Here is a 13,923-nt window from a genome sequence, read left to right on the forward strand (position 1 = left end):
ATCGCCTTCGCCGGCAAGCCGGACTCCTACAATGATTTGTACAGCATCAACAAATTGAGCAGCCTCGGCTGCTCTTTTGCTTTATGAGAGAACACCCATGACTGCCGCCCAAGACCGCATTCTAGAGCTACGCGCCGAGCTGGACCTGCACAACTATCGCTACCACGTGCTGGACGAGCCGAGCATCCCGGACGCCGAGTACGACCGGTTGTTCAACGAGCTCAAGGCCCTCGAAGCGGCCAATCCCGACCTGGTCACCAGCGACTCGCCCACCCAGCGGGTCGGCAGCGCCGCGCTGTCGGCGTTCACCCAGGTGCGCCACGAAGTGCCGATGCTCAGCCTGGGCAACGCCTTCGAAGAAACCGACATGCGCGAGTTCGACCGTCGGGTGACCGAAGGCCTGGACCTGCCGGCCGGTGATCTGTTCGGCGCTGGCGCGGCGGTTGAATACAGCTGCGAACCCAAGCTCGATGGCCTGGCGGTCAGCCTGCTCTATCAGGACGGCATGCTCGTACGCGGAGCAACGCGCGGCGACGGCACCACCGGTGAAGACATCAGCGTCAACGTGCGCACCGTGCGCAACATCCCGCTCAAGCTGCACGGCACCGGCTGGCCGGCGACCCTGGAAGTGCGCGGCGAAGTGTTCATGTCCAAGGCCGGTTTCGAACGGCTCAACGCCACGCAACTGGAAGTCGGTGGCAAGACCTTCGCCAACCCGCGCAACGCCGCGGCCGGCAGCTTGCGCCAGCTGGACTCGAAGATCACCGCCAACCGTCCGCTGGAATTCTGCTGCTACGGCATCGGCCAGGTGTCCGCGGACATCGCCGATACCCACATCGGCAATCTGCAGCAGCTCAAGGTTTGGGGCATGCCCATCAGCCACGAGCTGAAACTGGCGAACGGCATCGACGAATGCCTGGACTACTACCGCGACATCGGCGAACGCCGCAACGCGCTGCCCTATGAAATCGACGGCGTGGTGTTCAAGGTCAACAGCATCGCCTCCCAACGTGAACTGGGCTTCCGCGCCCGCGAACCGCGCTGGGCCATCGCCCATAAATTCCCGGCCATGGAAGAACTCACCGAGTTGCTCGACGTCGAGTTCCAGGTCGGTCGCACCGGTGCGGTGACGCCGGTGGCGCGCTTGAAGCCGGTCAAGGTCGCCGGTGTCACCGTGGCCAACGCGACGCTGCACAACATGGACGAAGTGGCGCGCCTGGGCCTGATGATCGGCGACACGGTGATCATCCGCCGCGCCGGCGACGTGATTCCGCAAGTGGTGCAAGTGGTCACCGAGCGCCGCCCGGAAAACGCCCGGCCAGTACAGATTCCAGAGCAATGCCCGGTGTGCGGCTCCCACGTCGAGCGTACGCAACTGGTCAAGCGCAGCAAGGGCCGCGAGACCGTCAGCGAAGGCGCGGTGTATCGCTGCGTCGGGCGCCTGGCCTGTGGCGCGCAACTCAAGCAGGCGATCATTCACTTCGTCTCGCGCCGGGCCATGGACATCGAAGGCCTGGGCGACAAGAGCGTCGAGCAGTTGGTCGATGAAGGCCTGGTGAGTTCGCCGGCCGACCTGTACGCCCTGAAGTTCGAAGACATCGTCGACCTGGAAGGTTTTGCCGAGCTGTCGAGCAACAAGCTGCTCAGCGCCATCGCCGACAGCAAGAAGCCGAGCCTGGCCCGCTTCATCTACGCCCTGGGGATTCCCGATGTCGGCGAAGAGACGGCCAAGGTGCTGGCGCGTTCCCTGGGTTCGCTGGAGCGGGTGCAGAAGGCCTTGCCGCAAGTGCTGACCTACCTGCCGGACGTCGGTCTGGAAGTGGCCCACGAAATTCACAGCTTCTTCGAAGACGCGCACAACCAGCAGGTGATCGACGAACTGCTCAAGCACGGCTTGCAGATTCAGGACCAGGGCGAGCTGGGCGCCGAGTTCGCCGCCAGCACCACACTGGGCGGTTTCCTCGACAAGCTGCACATCCCTTCGGTAGGGCCGGGCGGGGCGCAGAAACTGGCTGACAAGTTCGGTTCGCTGCAAGCGGTGATCAGCGCCGACTGGCTGGACATGCGTCAGGCATTGCCCGAGAAACAGGCCAACTCCGTTCGCGAGTTTTTCGCCCTTGAGGCCAATCGCCAACTGGCTGAGGACGCCGAGAAACAACTGGCCGATTTCGGCATGCACTGGCAGAGCGAGAAGAAAGTCGTCGAAGGCCTGCCACTGGCCGGACAGACCTGGGTGCTCACCGGTTCGCTGGAACTGATGAGCCGCGATGTGGCCAAGGACAAACTCGAAAGCCTCGGCGCCAAAGTGGCAGGTTCCGTATCAGCCAAGACTCACTGCGTGGTCGCAGGGCCTGGCGCGGGGTCTAAATTGACCAAGGCCAATGAGCTCGGGCTAAAGGTGCTGGATGAAGAAGCATTCGTCGAGTTCCTGAAAGGGCACAACATCACGGTCTGACGCCCTCAAGATCAAAAGATCGCAGCCTGCGGCAGCTCCTACAAGGATCGCGCAAACGCCGCCGTCCCCCTGTAGGAGCTGCCGAAGGCTGCGATCTTTTGATTCACCCCCGCAAAGCGGGGGAACGATCACCCCCCAGCAATGATCTAGTCTTGGCAAGCCCCAGGGAGAGATCGCTCATGTACCGCTTCTTCGAACAGCTCAGCTCGCGCATCGCCGCCCCCTTCATGGGCGAAAGCTCGCGCAACAGCAAGATCTGGCCCTGTCGTTGCGGCCAGTCGCTGTTCTTTCGCAACAGCCAGTGCCTGGCGTGTTCGGCAGCCCTGGGTTACCAACCCGAGCAGAGTCGCCTGTCCTCGCTACAACCGGGCGAGCAGCCCGACACCTGGCTACTCGACGCCGATCCCGCAGCCGGCATGTTCCGGCGCTGCGCCAATCTCGATTCCCCAGCCGCCTGCAACTGGCTGCTGCCAGCCAACGACCACGATGCCCTATGCATCGCCTGCAGCCTGAACCGTACCATCCCCGATTTATCCATCGCCGAAAACCACGAGCGCTGGCGCAAGGTGGAAACCGCCAAGCGCCGCCTGATCGCGCAGTTGCTCAGCCTCGGGTTGCAAGTCATCCCGAAAACCCAGGACGAAGAAACCGGCCTGGCCTTCGACGTCATCGGCGTCGACCTCGAAGGCAAGGCACCCACCACCGGCCACGCCAACGGCCTGATCACCCTCGACATCAAGGAAGCCGACGACGCCCACCGCGAACAGGTGCGGGTGCAGATGCACGAACCCTATCGCACCTTGCTCGGGCATTTCCGTCACGAAGTCGGGCATTATTATTGGGACCGCCTGATTGCCAACAGCGACTGGCTGCAACCCTTTCGCGACCTGTTCGGCGATGAACGCGCCAGCTACGCCGATGCCCTGGAACGGCATTACCAGCAAGGCGCGCCGCTCGACTGGCAGCAGCAGTACGTCAGCGCCTACGCCACCATGCACCCTTGGGAAGACTGGGCCGAAACCTGGGCTCACTATCTGCACATGATGGACGCCGTCGACACCGCGCTCGGCTTTGGCATGAGCGCGCGGGAAATGGACTTCGACTACCAGCCGTTTCCCTCCAGCACCCTCTACGATCCGCAGCACCCCGGTGGCGCCGCCTTCCTGTCGTTCGTCAACGCCTGGATCGAACTGGCCGGCATGCTCAACGAGCTGTCGCGCAGCATGGGCCAGCCGGATTTCTACCCCTTCGTGCTGCCGCCCGCGGTGATCGCCAAGCTGCACTTCATCCACTTGGTGATCCAGCGCGAAGGCGGCAGGGCCGACGAGGTGCTGGCACAATAGTCGCGCATGATGGCAATTCAGTTTCAATTAAGTTGGTTTCGCTAAGGTGGCCCCCGTAGGCAACACATAAAAAATACGGAGACACCCATGAAATCCTTTACTGCCCTGTTCGCCGCATCCCTCATCGGCCTGACCGCCAACCTCGCCCAGGCGCGCGACCTCGGCCCCGACGAAGCCCTGAGGCTGCGCGACGCTGGTACCATTGTGTCTTTCGAGAAGCTCAATGCCACGGCGCTGGCCAAGCATCCCGGCTCCACCGTCACCGAAACCGAACTGGAAGAAGAGTACGGCAAGTACATCTACCAGGTTGAACTGCGCGACCCGCAGGGCATCGAGTGGGACCTGGAGCTGGACGCGGTCAGCGGGCAGATTCTCAAGGATCATCAGGACACGTAATGACGCTGCATTCCTTTTCCCCTCGACGCGTCAGCGGCCGCATGGCCCTGGCGCTGCTGGTTTTCTGCTCGGTGGTCATGGCCCGCGACCTCGACCAGGACGAGGCCCTGCGCCTGCGCCAACAGGGCGTGATCCTGCCGCTCGAGCAGCTTCTGCAAAAAGCGCTGGATCGTTATCCGGGGGCCAAGCTGCTGGAAGCCGAGCTCGAAGAGAAGCACGACGTCTACATTTATGAAGTCGAATTGCTGACCACCGAGGGTGTGGTCCGCGAACTGGACATCGACGCCACCACCGGCCATTTACTCAAAGACAAGGAAGATTGACCGATGCGATTGCTCCTGGTGGAAGACCACGTGCCGCTGGCCGACGAACTGGTGGCCGGCCTCAATCGCCAAGGTTATGCCGTGGACTGGCTGGCCGACGGCCGCGACGCGGTGCACCAGGGCAGCACCGAACCCTATGACCTGATCATCCTCGACCTCGGCCTGCCGGGGCTGCCCGGGCTAGACGTGTTGACCCAGTGGCGCGCCGCCGGCCTGGCGACGCCGGTGCTGATCCTCACCGCCCGCGGTTCCTGGGCCGAGCGCATCGAAGGCCTCAAGGCCGGCGCCGACGACTACCTGACCAAACCTTTCCACCCTGAAGAACTGCACCTGCGCATCCAGGCCCTGTTGCGCCGCTCCCACGGCCAGGTCAATCAACCGACCCTCAAGGCCGCCGGCCTGCAACTGGATGAGGGTCGCCAGTGCGTCACCCGCGATGGCGCCGACATCCAGCTCACGGCCGCCGAGTTTCGCCTGTTGCGCTACTTCATGCTGCACCCGGAACAGATCCTCTCCAAAAGCCACTTGGCCGAACACCTCTACGACGGTGAAACCGAGCGCGATTCCAACGTGCTGGAAGTCCACGTCAACCACCTGCGGCGCAAACTCGGGCGCGACGTGATCGAAACCCGTCGCGGCCAGGGTTACCTGCTGGGTGGGCAAGCCCGGTGAGGTCGATCCAGCGCCGTTTGAGCCTGGGCCTGATCAGTGTGATGGTGATCGTCGGCCTGGTGTTGGCACAAACCAGCCTGTGGCTGTTCGAAGTGGGATTGCAGCGCTACCTCGAAGCCGGCTTGCGCAACGACAGCGAAAACCTGCTGGTGGCGCTGGTGCGCGGCCCCCAGGGTTTGCAACTGGATGAGCGTCTGCTGTCGCCGGCTTACCAGCGGCCGTTTTCCGGCCACTATTTCCGCATCGATTTTGCTGACAGCCACTGGCGCTCCCGTTCACTCTGGGACCAGGAACTGCCACGTCTCGAACGGCCGGGCCTGGAGAGCAACCTGCAACTGGGCCCGGAAGGCCAGCAACTGCTGGTGCTGCGTTCGGACTATCGGCGCCTCGGCCAGTCGATTTCCATCAGCGTGGCCCAGGACTACACCCCGGTGCGCGAAAGCTTCCAGCGCATGCAACAGATCGGCCTCGGCCTGGGGCTGGCGGGCCTGCTGCTAATCCTGCTGCTGCAACGGCTCACCGTGCGCCGCGCCTTGCGCCCGCTGGAAAAGGCCCGGGAACAGATCGCGCAACTGCAACAGGGCCAGCGCTCGCAACTCGACGATCAGGTGCCGATCGAGCTGGAACCACTGGTGACCCAGATCAACCACTTGCTGGCCCACACCGAAGACAGTCTCAAGCGTTCGCGCAATGCCCTGGGCAACCTCGGCCATGCCCTGAAAACCCCATTGGCGGTGTTGTTGAGCCTGGCCTCCAGCGAACAACTCGACGCCCACCCGCAACTGCGCCAGGTCCTCAAGGACCAGCTGGAACAGGTCCGCCTGCGCCTCAATCGCGAACTCAACCGCGCCCGCCTGGCCGGCGACGCATTGCCCGGGGCCTTGTTCGATTGCGACGCCGAACTGCCGGGATTGCTCGCCACCCTGAACATGATCCACGGCGAACACCTGCACCTCAGCTATGTCGCGCCCAGCGGCCTGCAGCTGCCCTGGGACCGCGAAGACCTGCTGGAACTGCTCGGCAACCTGCTGGACAACGCCTGCAAATGGGCGGACGCCGAAGTTCGCCTGAGCGTGATCGAAACCGCACAAGCCTACGAGCTGAGCGTGGAAGACGACGGCCCGGGAATTCCCCAGGACCAGCGCGATCAGGTAATCAGCCGCGGCACCCGCCTGGATGAACAGACCGACGGCCATGGCCTGGGCCTGGGCATCGTGCGCGACATCGTCGACAGCTGGGGCGGGCAGCTACTGCTGCAAGAAAGCGAGTGGGGCGGCTTGAAAGTGACCATCGACTTACCCAAACGCTGAAACAACGGGGCGATCAACGCCCCTCGAGCAACCCGGCCGCCTGATCCAGCAAGGCCAGCGGATCCTTCGCCTTGTGGATATCCACCGACAACAACTGACGAAACTTGCGCGCGCCCGGAAACCCGGTACCCAGCCCCAGCACATGGCGAGTGATATGGTGCATCGCGCCACCGGCTTCCAGGTGCGCAGCGATATAAGGTCGCAACTGCGCCAACGCCTCGGCGCGAGAGATCACCGGCGCGCTGCTGCCAAACAACTGCTGATCCACCTCGGCCATCACATAGGGATTGTGATAAGCCTCACGCCCGAGCATCACCCCGTCGAACGTCTGCAAATGCTCGTGACAGGCTTCCAGGCTCTTGATCCCGCCATTGAGAATAATCTCCAGCTCAGGGAAGTCCGCCTTCAACCGCGCGGCCACGTCATAACGCAACGGCGGAATATCGCGATTCTCCTTCGGCGACAACCCCTCCAGAATCGCAATCCGCGCATGCACGGTAAAACTGGTGCAACCGGCATCGCGCACCGTGCCAACGAAATCGCACAGCTCTTCATAGCTGTCCCGCCCATTGATCCCGATCCGATGCTTGACCGTCACCGGAATCGACACTGCATCGCGCATCGCCTTCACACAATCAGCCACCAACTGCGGATGCCCCATCAGGCACGCGCCGATCATATTGTTCTGCACCCTGTCACTGGGGCAGCCCACATTCAGATTCACCTCATCGTACCCATGTTCCTGCGCCATCCGCGCACAAGCCGCCAAATCCAACGGCACACTGCCACCCAACTGCAACGCCAACGGATGCTCGGCTTCGTTGTGCCGCAGGAACCGCTCGTGATCACCGTTGAGCAAGGCACCGGTGGTGACCATTTCGGTGTAGAGCAGCGCGTGCTTGGAGAGCAGGCGCAGGAAGAAACGGCAGTGACGGTCGGTCCAATCCATCATCGGCGCCACACTGAAGCGGCGAGACGGCTCGGTGCGGGTAGGGCTAGTATTTACGGGCGCTTTAGGTTTTTCGAAATTCATTGATACTGATCTTTTATACAGCGGTTTTTACCCATTTTTCCTTGTTTTTCGAAGTCGGTTGCTACAATGTAGCAAGCGTATTCGGCAATGTAGCAACTGGAAATGGGCACGATCACATCACGCAAGCGCAAGGACAACTCGACGGCCTACACGGCGCAGATACGGATCAATCGGGACGGGAAGACAGTTTATCAGGAAAGCCAGACCTTCGACCGCAAGCAGGTCGCCCAGGCCTGGATCAAGCGTCGCGAGACGGAGCTGGCCGAACCGGGTGCCATCGAGCGCGCGAACCGCAAGGGCGTGACGATCCGGAAGATTATCGAGCAGTATCTGGACGAGTACGAGAAGATCCGCCCGCTGGGCAAGACCAAGAACGCCACGCTGAAGGCGATTAAGGACACCTGGCTGGGCGAACTCGACGACTCGGCGCTGACAAGCCAAAAGCTGGTGGAGTTTGCCCAGTGGCGGATGAGCAAGGAAGGCGGTGGTGTCCAGGCGCAGACGGTCGGCAACGATCTGTCGCACCTGGGGGCGGTGTTGTCCGTGGCCCGACCGGCGTGGGGTTATGAGGTCGACCCGCTGGCGATGCCGGATGCGCGCAAGGTGTTACGCAAGCTCGGCCTGGTCAGCAAGAGCAAGGAACGCAACCGCCGGCCGTCCCTCGACGAGCTGGACAAGCTGATGGAGCATTTCTTCGAGATGCAGACGCGGCGCAAAGCCCAGATCGACATGCCGAAGATCATCGCTTTTGCGATTTTCTCAACGCGTCGGCAGGAGGAGATCACACGGATCCGCTGGGACGATCTCGACGAAACCCGGCAGGCGGTGCTGGTGCGCAACATGAAAAACCCCGGGCAGAAGATCGGCAATAACGTTTGGTGTCATTTGCCGGATGAGGCCTGGGCGATCCTCCAGTCCATGCCTAAGGCGGAGAGGGAGATCTTTCCCTACAACAGCAGGTCGGTGTCGGCATCCTTTACCCGAGCATGCCTCTTCCTTGAGATTGAGGATCTACATTTTCATGATCTGCGGCATGACGGGGTGAGTCGGTTGTTCGAGATGGACTGGGATATACCGCGAGTGTCGAGTGTTTCAGGGCATCGGGATTGGAATTCGTTGAGGCGATATACGCACTTGCGAGGAAGAGGTGATATCTACCTAGGATGGAAATGCCTACCTGTATTGACTAGGTAATCGCCGGTATTAGCTGATATTATGCTGATAAGTTGCTCCTTCAACTATAGGGTTTTTGGGTGGGTCTAATGAAAGCGCTTAATACTCCTCGCTGGGAAACATACAAGAGTTTTTATCAGATTACGATTTTTCGATATTTGACATTATGGTTTTCGATTGTTCCAATTTTGGCAGGGGTTCTTAGTCAGTTGCCCGAATACATTCCGATAACTATAAGTGGAGCAACTTATAATTTAAAGCTTGTGATGCCGTTCAATTGGCAGATGCTTTGGGTTTCATCGTTTTTCTTTTTGATTTCTTTTGTTATTTATTTGGTAAGGTGTCCTTCGTTTGTCAAGCAATATAATAGGTTTTCAGATTATTCAAGCTATGGTCATGACAAACGCTGGATTTCTTGGTTGGCGAAGGATCTAATTGAAGAGGGGTCAGAGCTACCAAAGTTTATTTCTAGGCTTGATAGTAAAAAGTATCTAACGAAGCACTCGAATGATTTTGTCATTCCCCCAAATAATCCGGAGGTTGGCACTGATCAAACAATTTATTATATGAAGGTTAACGATAATATTTATTCGCTGGGAATGCCAAGGTTGGGGGAGAGTGAGGCGGATATGGATGCCGAGCGAGCTATATTTTGGGAGATTTTTGGGCGTTATTCCAATTCGAGGAAATTTGCGCGCGCCCTAATTATGTTTTTTCTGGTGCTCAGCCTTGTGGCGTTCGTCTTTGTTTTTGTTCAGCATATTTCAAGTGGTCTTGTTTATCTTTGGCTGTGGCTGGCAAAGATTGCTCCATGGTTGGAAAATATTGCTACATGGTCAGCAAATATGGGTGCGTGGCTGGCAAATATTGGTGTGTGGCTAGCGAACCTTGTGTGATGAGAAAAGTTTATAAGTATTCCGCCGCAATTACCAGTCAGTTGGCTTTTTGCGCTACTCCTCTGAGGCTTGATAGCTACAATCATTGCCAATTTAATTGTGGCTATTGTTTTGCTCGAACCCGTGAAGGGTATGGGCGTGATGAGAAATTACAAATAGCCAACCCAGAGCGGCTGAAGAAACGGCTGAAAAGAGTTGCTGATGGGGTGGTTCGTTCTGCGCTCGATGAATTTATTCAAATGAGAATTCCCTTTCAGTTGGGAGGGATGTCTGATCCATTTTCTCCGATTGAGCTAAAAGAGAGGCGTACGCTCCAATACATACGTATTCTCAATGAATATGACTATCCATTTATAATCAGCACGAAAAGTAGCCTTCCGGGTACTATCGAATATTTGGATGCGCTAAGCGAGTCTAATGGTTACGTTCGGTTTTCAACTACTGTAGTCTCTGAAGGTTATAGATCGTCAATAGATAAAGGCTGTCCACCTATTCGCGATATAGCGGATGCTGCTGAGAGGTTGTCTGCGTTCAATGTTCCGGTTTGCTTTCGCATGCAACCAATAATACCGGGGCACGAAGATAGTTATGATGGGCTATTAGCGTTAGCCCGAAATGTAGGTGTCAAGCATATATCGGCAGAATATCTCAAGGTTCCCCTTGAGGGTAATGTTAATTTCAGTTCGTCGTTGTTAGAGTTATTAGGTGGGCAGCCTGTTTCAACGTATATGAAGCTGGGGTCTCGTAAGCAAGGTAGTGAATATGCGCTTCCGCTATCATATCGCGCTGCGCACCTCATCTACATGCGAGGAGAGGCTAAGGCTGCGGGTATTACGTTCGGTTTTGCTGATAATGAATTGTTGTTGCACTCTGACGGGGGATCTTGTTGCAGTGCTTCTGACTTGTATTTAAGAAATGCGAGCTTCTTTTCCGCCAATATCGTGGCATTGGCTAAGAAAAAAATGATAGGTGAGCTGATTACGTTTGACGATTTTATTGGGGAGTGGATGCCACAAGGCTCAATTGCAACGTATTTAAATTCAAAATCCCGTCTTGAGAAAACTGATATCGAGTCTGTGAAGTGGATAACATACTTGCGTGAAATATGGAGTGGGAATTATGGTCTGTATTCACCAGGCTACTTTGATGGGGTTATAGACACCGGTAAAAAAGATTTAGCTGGGCTGCCTATTTATATGAGGGCTCTTAGTGAATTCGAAATTTCGATGGGGTTCGCGTTGCCTGTTAAATGTCTTGACCATCTTTCTATTTGAATTCATAAAAATGTGCTCGGGAAGAGTCCTCCCGAGCACATGCTCATGATGCTCTTCCCATCAGCTTTTCTTGCTCTAAAACGGCTTTACTTCGTTGATTGTCGATGTAGGTCGCTAGGTCTTTGATGTGTATTCCTAATGCAGCTTTTTGCGTGACTGTGCCTAGTCTAATTATCGGGATGTCTATTTCTCCCAGTAGCTGTTTTCGCTTGAATTTTTCAATGGTTAAGTGCATATAATCAGTGCAAACACGATCCAGCGGAATCACAGCCTGCCCGTCATATTGAGCCATTAAAAGAAAAAGTGTGTTCATGCAGTCTCCTTAACATTGCGGCTGGGGCCACAGTTGATTAATGCTGGTTCCTTCGTCGCGAAGGCATCGAGGAAGTCGGCCAGATCATGTAAATACACCACCTGTTTTGCTCGCACCGAGTCATGAAGACGCTTCACAACCAGCGGGATGCGCCCGGCCTTGATTTCACTCAGCAGGTAGCGGTCGGTGCGGATGTGCTTGAAGTAGTGTTCCCGCACTGCTGTTAGAGACGGGCAGGGCGTAGCGAACTGTCTGCGAAGTTGGTCAAGGGTGTTGCTCATGCAGCATCCTCCCCGGACCCCTCCGATAGGGGCAGCAACTTGAGTCGGATCAGTTCAGCAAGGCCTTCTTTGCTTTTGCCCATGGCCGCCGCGCAGACATTGCCGAGTTGGTCGGAGACGACTGCGCCGTAGGGGTACTCCAGTGATTTGGTTGGGGTGACGTAGGCGATGTGGCCTTCACCAATGACCGCATCGACGCAGCGGAACACCTCGGCCAGTTCAGCGCTCACCGCTGGTAACGCCTCGAGCAACTGGACTGCTTCGGCGGATGCGCCAATCAGCGTGGCGCGACTGATGATGGTTGGATGATTGAGAAACATCGGAACCAGCTTCAATGCGCCGATGGCTTGGGTGATAGCGTTCTGGCTCATGCTGCGGCGTCCTTGTGCGTGACGGTGATGTTCAGTTTTTTTGCGATCCACTTGACGCCTTCTTCCTTCACCAACACTACGGCGTAGTGCCGATAGCGATTGGTATTTCCGATCTGGACGCTGCGTGGATCCGAGAACAGGTAGCCCCGGTCGCGGTGATGGCTGGCCAGGTCCCCGTCATTTGTCAGGATGCGCAGTTCCCGCAACCTGGTGCGGAAGGCGCGGGGCTTGAGGCCGAGCACGGCGGCCGTTTGATCCAGGGTGAGGTTCATGACGCTGTCCTCAGGCTGCGAGCAGTTCTCGAACGTTGTTCAGCAGTGCTTCCGACTCGGCCAGCATTTGCTGAATTTGCGCCGTGCGAGTGGGTTGTTCTGGCGGCGGCGCCGGCTCTGCCGACTCAATGCGACCGTTCGCAATGTCCTGGATGAAATCCCGGAGGTGCAGGTGATTGGCCCGATCTGAGCGCTTGAGAGTCAGTTCGCCTGTATGGCCGCCGAAGTCCACGCTGATGACCGCGTTGTCGTCGGTGAGCTCTACTTCAAAACTCGCATAGATGGTTTGCTCTGGCCGTTGAAGAGGGCAAACGGCGGTGCCTCCAGCCTGAAGCATGTGATGCAGCAACTCTTGTTTTGCGAGCGGGATGCGGTAGTTGTTCATGCTGCGTCACCTCCACAGGGGCCGGTTTCGCTGGTGGCGACAGAGCGAGCAGGAAGGGCGGCAGCAGGGCGACCGATGTTGACGATCACCAACAATCCGGTGCGTTTTTGAATGGCGTCTACGGCGGCGGGGTTAGTGATGGCTGCGGGGTGTAAGTACACCGGGCAGCGGGTGTTTCTGTGCTGTGTGGTTTGCATGGCTCGTACTCTTTGGTGAGAGGTGTACGGTGCAAACGATACAAATGCGTATTGATTCAGTCAATACGTATTTGAATTGATTTTATGGTCAAGCATAAAAAGGCCCGCGATGTGCGGGCTTCCTTCATGTCGCAGCTTCAGAAGATTTCAAGCTTGGAGAATACAACCCCGCAAATAATCGCATCGTTTTCTAGCTCGATGATTGGCTCCGGCCAGGCCGGATTCAAGGGTTTCAAGAACCTACGATTTCCCTCCATGACTAACTGCTTGAACGTTGCTTCTTGGCTGTTGACCAATTTGGCTATTACCAACGAGCCATTTTCGGCGTCCTTGGCTGGATCTACAAAGATGATATCGCCATCACGAAAAGAGCGACGTTCGTGTTGGTTGAACATGGACAGACCCCGGACCCTAAGTGCGTAGGTCTGACGGCTATGCGATGCAGCACACGGCAGCCAAATCTCGGCATCATCAAGCGTGCGCACATCTTCAATCTCGCACCAAGCTCCTGCTTGTACCCATGAAATCAATGGGACATATCCTTTAATTGCCGGCCCGGGTTCGACGTTTGACTCTGCAGATGCTTGGTGGATTTTGCTTGGATTGGGGTCCTTGTGTTCGCCTCCGTTCCAAAGCCAGTTGCTACTGACCTTAAGAGCCTTGGCAATTTTTTCAACGTTGTCGTGACGAGGGCTGGAAACCGCGTTCGTCACGATCCTGTGAATGGTGGGCTGGGGTACGCCGGAGCGACGGCCTAGTTCCCCTTCGGATAAGTCAAGTTCCACCATGCGTTGAGCGATGCGGTCCCCAATCACTTTTCTTCTGCCTTGATTCAAAAACGTATCGGAGATTGTATTGAATCATCCAATACGTTTGTGTATTGTGGCGACCAATGCGAAAGCGCATCGGTGAACAATATGACTATCCAAGAAATGCTCGCGGTGCTTCTGCGGTCTGGCTTGTCCCAGCGCGTGATCGCGGAGCGTGTTGGTACAACACAGCCAACTATCAATCGTGCAGCTAAAGGTGCGGACGTTCGCTATGTGACGGGGAAGGCCATTGAGCGCCTGTATACCGAAGAACAAAAAACCGCAGGCTTCAAGTCGGCGGCTTAAAAAGGGTGCTGAGCTGGGGCCTCTCACCAAAGATCCCCCAGCCCAGCTACGACGATACACAGCACATGCACATCGGTCGTGGTCGTAGGATAGGGTTTGCCCTGGCCTATGGCT

17 protein-coding genes are annotated in these 13,923 nt (G+C 57.3%); 10 read left to right on the forward strand and 7 right to left on the reverse strand.

Annotated features, from left to right (window positions below):
- Positions 1–97: 97 nt before the first annotated feature.
- From ligA to NPS56_RS01885, 6 genes are all read left to right on the forward strand, one after another.
- The gene (ligA, locus tag NPS56_RS01860) at positions 98–2,455 is read left to right on the forward strand and encodes an NAD-dependent DNA ligase LigA (RefSeq protein WP_274073197.1); all 2,358 of its coding nucleotides are present in this window, start codon (positions 98–100) and stop codon (positions 2,453–2,455) included.
- 179 nt (positions 2,456–2,634) lie between these two features.
- On the forward strand, positions 2,635–3,798 hold the full coding sequence (locus NPS56_RS01865) for a zinc-binding metallopeptidase family protein (protein ID WP_274073198.1): 1,164 nt from the start codon (positions 2,635–2,637) through the stop codon (positions 3,796–3,798).
- 87 nt (positions 3,799–3,885) lie between these two features.
- The gene (locus tag NPS56_RS01870; protein WP_274073199.1) at positions 3,886–4,194 is read left to right on the forward strand and encodes a PepSY domain-containing protein; all 309 of its coding nucleotides are present in this window, start codon (positions 3,886–3,888) and stop codon (positions 4,192–4,194) included.
- A complete protein-coding gene (locus NPS56_RS01875) occupies positions 4,194–4,517 on the forward strand; it encodes a PepSY domain-containing protein (RefSeq protein ID WP_274073200.1) in 324 nt (107 codons plus the stop codon). The genes NPS56_RS01870 and NPS56_RS01875 overlap by 1 nt, the downstream gene beginning before the upstream one ends.
- Before the next feature lie 3 nt (positions 4,518–4,520).
- On the forward strand, positions 4,521–5,189 hold the full coding sequence (locus NPS56_RS01880) for a response regulator transcription factor (RefSeq protein WP_274073201.1): 669 nt from the start codon (positions 4,521–4,523) through the stop codon (positions 5,187–5,189).
- Positions 5,186–6,499 carry a sensor histidine kinase gene (locus NPS56_RS01885; RefSeq protein WP_274073202.1) on the forward strand — a complete coding sequence of 438 codons (1,314 nt, stop codon included), beginning with the start codon at positions 5,186–5,188 and terminating at the stop codon, positions 6,497–6,499. The genes NPS56_RS01880 and NPS56_RS01885 overlap by 4 nt, the downstream gene beginning before the upstream one ends.
- A 13-nt stretch (positions 6,500–6,512) precedes the next feature.
- Here NPS56_RS01885 and dusA read toward each other — a convergent pair whose 3' ends face one another.
- The gene (dusA, locus tag NPS56_RS01890; RefSeq protein WP_274073203.1) at positions 6,513–7,532 is read right to left on the reverse strand and encodes a tRNA dihydrouridine(20/20a) synthase DusA; all 1,020 of its coding nucleotides are present in this window, start codon (positions 7,530–7,532) and stop codon (positions 6,513–6,515) included.
- 102 nt (positions 7,533–7,634) lie between these two features.
- Here dusA and NPS56_RS01895 point away from each other — a divergent pair, with 102 nt between their 5' ends.
- The 3 genes from NPS56_RS01895 to NPS56_RS01905 all read left to right on the forward strand — a co-directional run bounded on the left by NPS56_RS01895 (position 7,635) and on the right by NPS56_RS01905 (position 10,875).
- Complete coding sequence (locus NPS56_RS01895; RefSeq protein WP_274073204.1) at positions 7,635–8,726, forward strand: site-specific integrase; 1,092 nt, start codon at positions 7,635–7,637, stop codon at positions 8,724–8,726.
- A gap of 68 nt (positions 8,727–8,794) precedes the next feature.
- Entirely contained in the window at positions 8,795–9,601 is an 807-nt protein-coding gene (locus tag NPS56_RS01900) for a hypothetical protein (protein ID WP_274073205.1), read from the forward strand.
- Positions 9,601–10,875 carry a radical SAM protein gene (locus NPS56_RS01905; protein WP_274073206.1) on the forward strand — a complete coding sequence of 425 codons (1,275 nt, stop codon included), beginning with the start codon at positions 9,601–9,603 and terminating at the stop codon, positions 10,873–10,875. Before NPS56_RS01900 ends, NPS56_RS01905 begins: the two co-directional genes overlap by 1 nt.
- A gap of 43 nt (positions 10,876–10,918) precedes the next feature.
- On the opposite strand, the gene NPS56_RS01910 is transcribed toward NPS56_RS01905, so the two are convergent.
- From NPS56_RS01910 to NPS56_RS01935, 6 genes are all read right to left on the reverse strand, one after another.
- Positions 10,919–11,188 (reverse strand): pyocin activator PrtN family protein, encoded by a 270-nt coding sequence (locus NPS56_RS01910; RefSeq protein ID WP_274073207.1) that lies wholly within the window; start codon positions 11,186–11,188, stop codon positions 10,919–10,921.
- The gene (locus NPS56_RS01915; RefSeq protein WP_274073208.1) at positions 11,185–11,469 is read right to left on the reverse strand and encodes a pyocin activator PrtN family protein; all 285 of its coding nucleotides are present in this window, start codon (positions 11,467–11,469) and stop codon (positions 11,185–11,187) included. The genes NPS56_RS01910 and NPS56_RS01915 overlap by 4 nt, the downstream gene beginning before the upstream one ends.
- The gene (locus NPS56_RS01920; RefSeq protein WP_274073209.1) at positions 11,466–11,840 is read right to left on the reverse strand and encodes a hypothetical protein; all 375 of its coding nucleotides are present in this window, start codon (positions 11,838–11,840) and stop codon (positions 11,466–11,468) included. The genes NPS56_RS01915 and NPS56_RS01920 overlap by 4 nt, the downstream gene beginning before the upstream one ends.
- Positions 11,837–12,112 (reverse strand): hypothetical protein, encoded by a 276-nt coding sequence (locus NPS56_RS01925; RefSeq protein WP_274073210.1) that lies wholly within the window; start codon positions 12,110–12,112, stop codon positions 11,837–11,839. The genes NPS56_RS01920 and NPS56_RS01925 overlap by 4 nt, the downstream gene beginning before the upstream one ends.
- A gap of 10 nt (positions 12,113–12,122) precedes the next feature.
- A complete protein-coding gene (locus NPS56_RS01930) occupies positions 12,123–12,497 on the reverse strand; it encodes a hypothetical protein (protein ID WP_274073211.1) in 375 nt (124 codons plus the stop codon).
- Between the two features lie 334 nt (positions 12,498–12,831).
- On the reverse strand, positions 12,832–13,530 hold the full coding sequence (locus NPS56_RS01935) for a LexA family protein (protein ID WP_274073212.1): 699 nt from the start codon (positions 13,528–13,530) through the stop codon (positions 12,832–12,834).
- An 81-nt stretch (positions 13,531–13,611) separates the two neighbouring features.
- Here NPS56_RS01935 and NPS56_RS01940 point away from each other — a divergent pair, with 81 nt between their 5' ends.
- The gene (locus NPS56_RS01940; RefSeq protein ID WP_274073213.1) at positions 13,612–13,809 is read left to right on the forward strand and encodes a hypothetical protein; all 198 of its coding nucleotides are present in this window, start codon (positions 13,612–13,614) and stop codon (positions 13,807–13,809) included.
- The last annotated feature ends 114 nt before the right edge of the window (positions 13,810–13,923 follow it).

The sequence above is a fragment of the Pseudomonas putida genome (assembly GCF_028682635.1).
Taxonomy (GTDB): domain Bacteria; phylum Pseudomonadota; class Gammaproteobacteria; order Pseudomonadales; family Pseudomonadaceae; genus Aquipseudomonas; species Aquipseudomonas putida_AE.

What these genes read in the sequence shown, in the direction of transcription:
- NPS56_RS01900 (WP_274073205.1), top strand. Translation starts at nt 8,795, where the DNA reads ATGAAAGCGCTTAATACTCCTCGCTGGGAAACATACAAGAGTTTTTAT.
- NPS56_RS01910 (WP_274073207.1), bottom strand. Translation starts at nt 11,188, where the DNA reads ATGAACACACTTTTTCTTTTAATGGCTCAATATGACGGGCAGGCTGTG.
- NPS56_RS01940 (WP_274073213.1), top strand. Translation starts at nt 13,612, where the DNA reads ATGACTATCCAAGAAATGCTCGCGGTGCTTCTGCGGTCTGGCTTGTCC.
- NPS56_RS01870 (WP_274073199.1), top strand. Translation starts at nt 3,886, where the DNA reads ATGAAATCCTTTACTGCCCTGTTCGCCGCATCCCTCATCGGCCTGACC.
- NPS56_RS01930 (WP_274073211.1), bottom strand. Translation starts at nt 12,497, where the DNA reads ATGAACAACTACCGCATCCCGCTCGCAAAACAAGAGTTGCTGCATCAC.
- NPS56_RS01875 (WP_274073200.1), top strand. Translation starts at nt 4,194, where the DNA reads ATGACGCTGCATTCCTTTTCCCCTCGACGCGTCAGCGGCCGCATGGCC.
- NPS56_RS01905 (WP_274073206.1), top strand. Translation starts at nt 9,601, where the DNA reads ATGAGAAAAGTTTATAAGTATTCCGCCGCAATTACCAGTCAGTTGGCT.
- dusA (WP_274073203.1), bottom strand. Translation starts at nt 7,532, where the DNA reads ATGAATTTCGAAAAACCTAAAGCGCCCGTAAATACTAGCCCTACCCGC.
- NPS56_RS01865 (WP_274073198.1), top strand. Translation starts at nt 2,635, where the DNA reads ATGTACCGCTTCTTCGAACAGCTCAGCTCGCGCATCGCCGCCCCCTTC.
- NPS56_RS01880 (WP_274073201.1), top strand. Translation starts at nt 4,521, where the DNA reads ATGCGATTGCTCCTGGTGGAAGACCACGTGCCGCTGGCCGACGAACTG.
- NPS56_RS01925 (WP_274073210.1), bottom strand. Translation starts at nt 12,112, where the DNA reads ATGAACCTCACCCTGGATCAAACGGCCGCCGTGCTCGGCCTCAAGCCC.
- ligA (WP_274073197.1), top strand. Translation starts at nt 98, where the DNA reads ATGACTGCCGCCCAAGACCGCATTCTAGAGCTACGCGCCGAGCTGGAC.
- NPS56_RS01920 (WP_274073209.1), bottom strand. Translation starts at nt 11,840, where the DNA reads ATGAGCCAGAACGCTATCACCCAAGCCATCGGCGCATTGAAGCTGGTT.
- NPS56_RS01915 (WP_274073208.1), bottom strand. Translation starts at nt 11,469, where the DNA reads ATGAGCAACACCCTTGACCAACTTCGCAGACAGTTCGCTACGCCCTGC.
- NPS56_RS01895 (WP_274073204.1), top strand. Translation starts at nt 7,635, where the DNA reads ATGGGCACGATCACATCACGCAAGCGCAAGGACAACTCGACGGCCTAC.